The 2,612-nt window shown below is 75.0% G+C and carries 2 protein-coding genes; one reads left to right on the top strand and one right to left on the bottom strand.

Annotated features, from left to right (window positions below):
• Positions 1 to 514: 514 nt before the first annotated feature.
• Positions 515 to 1,318: a MarR family winged helix-turn-helix transcriptional regulator gene (locus RH864_RS14140; protein WP_310518203.1), complete on the bottom strand. Its 804-nt coding sequence runs from the start codon at positions 1,316 to 1,318 to the stop codon at positions 515 to 517.
• 95 nt (positions 1,319 to 1,413) lie between these two features.
• Here RH864_RS14140 and RH864_RS14135 point away from each other — a divergent pair, with 95 nt between their 5' ends.
• Positions 1,414 to 2,337: a MarR family winged helix-turn-helix transcriptional regulator gene (locus RH864_RS14135; RefSeq protein ID WP_310518202.1), complete on the top strand. Its 924-nt coding sequence runs from the start codon at positions 1,414 to 1,416 to the stop codon at positions 2,335 to 2,337.
• Positions 2,338 to 2,612 lie beyond the last annotated feature (275 nt).

Genomic DNA, 2,612 nt, shown 5'->3' with positions numbered 1-2,612 from the left:
CGCGGCGAGGCGCGGCGAGGCGCGGCGGCGGCGACCACGCACCGGATGCCTCGTCTGCGCGCGCCCAATCGGACGACGCGGCGACGGGCAGGTGAAGTGCGATTTCCGTATGCCAGTTCCGCCTCGATCGAGGGGCAACCGCCATGTGCGGTCGGCGCCCAATCCGAGGGCGGTCCGGGGTGATGCGGTCGCGCGGCCGGAAGTCGCGGGGTCGCGGCGCCGCGGAGTCGCAGGCTCGCAGGGTCGCAGGCTCGCGGGGTCGCGGGGCCGCGGGGTCGCGGCGCCGCGGAGTCGCAGGCTCGCAGGGTCGCGGGGCCGCGGGGTCGCGGGACCGCAGGGCCGCAGGGCCGCAGGGCCGCAGGGCCGCAGGCTCGCAGGGCCGCAGGCTCGCAGGGCCGCAGGGCCGCAGGGCCGCAGGGTCGCAGGGTCGCAGGGTCGCGCGGTCGCGAGGCCGCGAGGCCGCGGACGATGGTCGGGCTCCGCGCCCGAGGGGCGGGCCGCCCACGGGCGCCGATCAGCGGTGGTGCGGCCAGGCTTCGACGAAGCGGGCGAAGAGACGGGCGAACTCGACGCGCTCGGACTCGGTGAAACCGGCGAGGGCGGTTTCGATGGCGGATCGGCGATGCGAGACGGCGGCGCTGAGCATGGCGCGGCCGGCATCGGTCACGGTCAGGATGCTTCGGCGAGCGTCGCCCGGATCGACCTCACGCCGCACATGGCCGGCGGCGATCGCGGCCTGTGCGAGCCGGCTCGCGCGGGGCTGGTCGACGCCGATCGCGTCGGCGAGCTGACTGATCGACTCGGGACCATCGGCGGCGAGGACCGCGACCAGCCGCACTGCTGCGCGCCCGCCGACCGGGCCGAGGCCGAACCCGCCCGGCCGGCCGAACCCGCGAGGACCGAATCCAGCATGGCGGCCGGAACCGCCGCGCGGCCCGAGCCCGCCGTGGGCCCCGAGTGCGTGATGGTCGTCGGGGGCCCCGAACGCGTGATGGTCGCCGGGGGAACCGGAGCCGTGCGCGGCGTCGTGGTCGTGCGCGTCATGCGCGTCTCGGTCATGGATACCGCGCGCGTTGTACTCGTGACGGTCGGGTCGACGCCCTGGGCCTGTCTGCGGGGCGGCCTGGTGCGGCCCGCCGTTCGCGGCCGCACCTCGCTCGCCCCACGGGACGCCCGGGCCCCCGGGCCCAGCCGAACGGCCGCCGGGGCCGCCGGGGCCGCCGCGACCACCACGGAAGGCATCGAGCGCCGCCTCGATCGCGTCGATGGGGTTCGAAGCTGAGGATTCGCCGTGCGGCTCTTGACGCTGACCTGACATACATGTCATTGTACATATACATGTCAGATGACATGCAATTATGAACCGCGCATCGCGCGCCGGGCACCCGAGGGTGCACCGAGAAAGGAACCATCATGACCAGCGATCAGCAGATCCCTGAACCTGAGAACCGCGACGAGCAGGCCGGGCGGGCCGGCCAGGCCGAGCAGGCCGTGCCCTCCGAGGCATCCGCCCCCGGCAGCCAGCGCCGACTCGGGTTCTGGCTCAAGCTTGTCGACCGACGCCTGTCCGAGGAGATCGAGCGCGTCCTCGCCGAGGACGACCTGACGCGCCGCGACTGGCGCATGCTCAACCTGCTCGCGGGCACGGCTCGCGACGAGCACCTCGCCGCGAAGCTCGAGGCCAAGCCCGGTCTCGTGCACGGCCTCGCCGAACGCGGCTGGGTCGAGGGCACCCCGCCCTCGCTCACGGCCGAGGGTCGCGAGGCGCTCGACCGACTGACCGAGCGGGTGGGCGCCGTACGTGCCCGCGTCGCCGGCGCCGTCTCCCCGGAGGACTTCGCGACCACCGTCGCGAGCCTCGAGGCGATCGCCCGCGAGCTCGGCTGGGACGAGTCGCAGCCGCTCCCCCGCGGCCGACGCGGCGGACGAGGCTTCGGCCGCCGACACGGCGGCTTCCATGGGCACGGGCACGGGCACGGGTTCGGACACGGGCACGGACGGCGCGACTGGGCCGGGCGCGGTTTCGACGAGCACGGCTTCGGTGAGCACGGCTTCGGCCGCGGCGAACAGCCCGAGCACGGCTTCGGTGAGCACCGCTTCAGCGAGCACGGCTTCGGCCGCGGCGAACAGCCCGAGCACGGCTTCGACCCGCGGGAGCACTTCGGTCCGGCCGAGCACGGCGAACCGCGAGCACACGGTGAGGGCGAGTACTTCGATCCTCGCGACCACTTCGGCTCGCGCAGCCGCTTCGGCCACGGCCCGCGGCGTCCACGTCAGGACGTCCACGTCCACGTGCACGTGCACGACGCGCACCGCCGCCCGCGACGCGACGCCTGAGGCATCACCACCGATCGAACGGTCGCGTTCCGCGGGCCCCACTCTCGGGACACCCGCAGCCGCGGCCGTTCGGTCGCCTCGGAGCGACGCTCTCGCCCGGGCTTCGCGCACTACCCGCCCACGAAGCATGCCGAGCGTGCGATCTCGGCCGCCGATCCGCCGCACACCCCGCCAACATCGCACACTCAGCCTGGCGCCGACGCGGACTCAGCCGCAGGCGGCCGCCGTGCGGCCACCTGGCCGCCCGGCCGCCGCGCAGCCCAAGCGAACGGTCG

This window comes from Agromyces aerolatus, assembly GCF_031432255.1.
Classification (GTDB): Bacteria; Actinomycetota; Actinomycetes; order Actinomycetales; family Microbacteriaceae; genus Agromyces.
This window is presented reverse-complemented; position numbering and strand designations above follow the sequence as displayed.